General features: G+C 71.7%; 1 protein-coding gene. It reads right to left on the bottom strand.

Features of this window, described 5'->3' with window-relative positions; translation table 11 throughout:
* Window positions 1-230: hypothetical protein (locus tag ACAG20_RS21110; protein ID WP_370494010.1), on the bottom strand; the 230-nt coding region annotated here is incomplete at both ends.

Raw genomic sequence — 230 nt, 5'->3', positions numbered from 1 at the left:
CAGCACCATCGGTGCCATTACCGGAACCATCGGTGATACCGGCAGCACCATCCGCGCCGGCACCACCGGCACCACCAGCACCACCGTCGCCGACCGTCCCGGCGTTGCCGCCGGCACCACCGTCACCGCCGGCCTGACCGGTCACACCCTCGCCGTTGCCGCCCTTGCCGCCGTTACCGCCGTTACCGGTGCCGACCGCATCAGCACCCTGCTGGCCATCAGCAGCCGCC

It is taken from the genome of Mycobacterium sp. pW045 (genome assembly GCF_041287085.1).
Classification (GTDB): domain Bacteria; phylum Actinomycetota; class Actinomycetes; order Mycobacteriales; family Mycobacteriaceae; genus Mycobacterium; species Mycobacterium algericum_A.
Note: the sequence above shows the minus strand (reverse complement) of the source record. Positions and strands in the feature narration are given on the sequence as shown.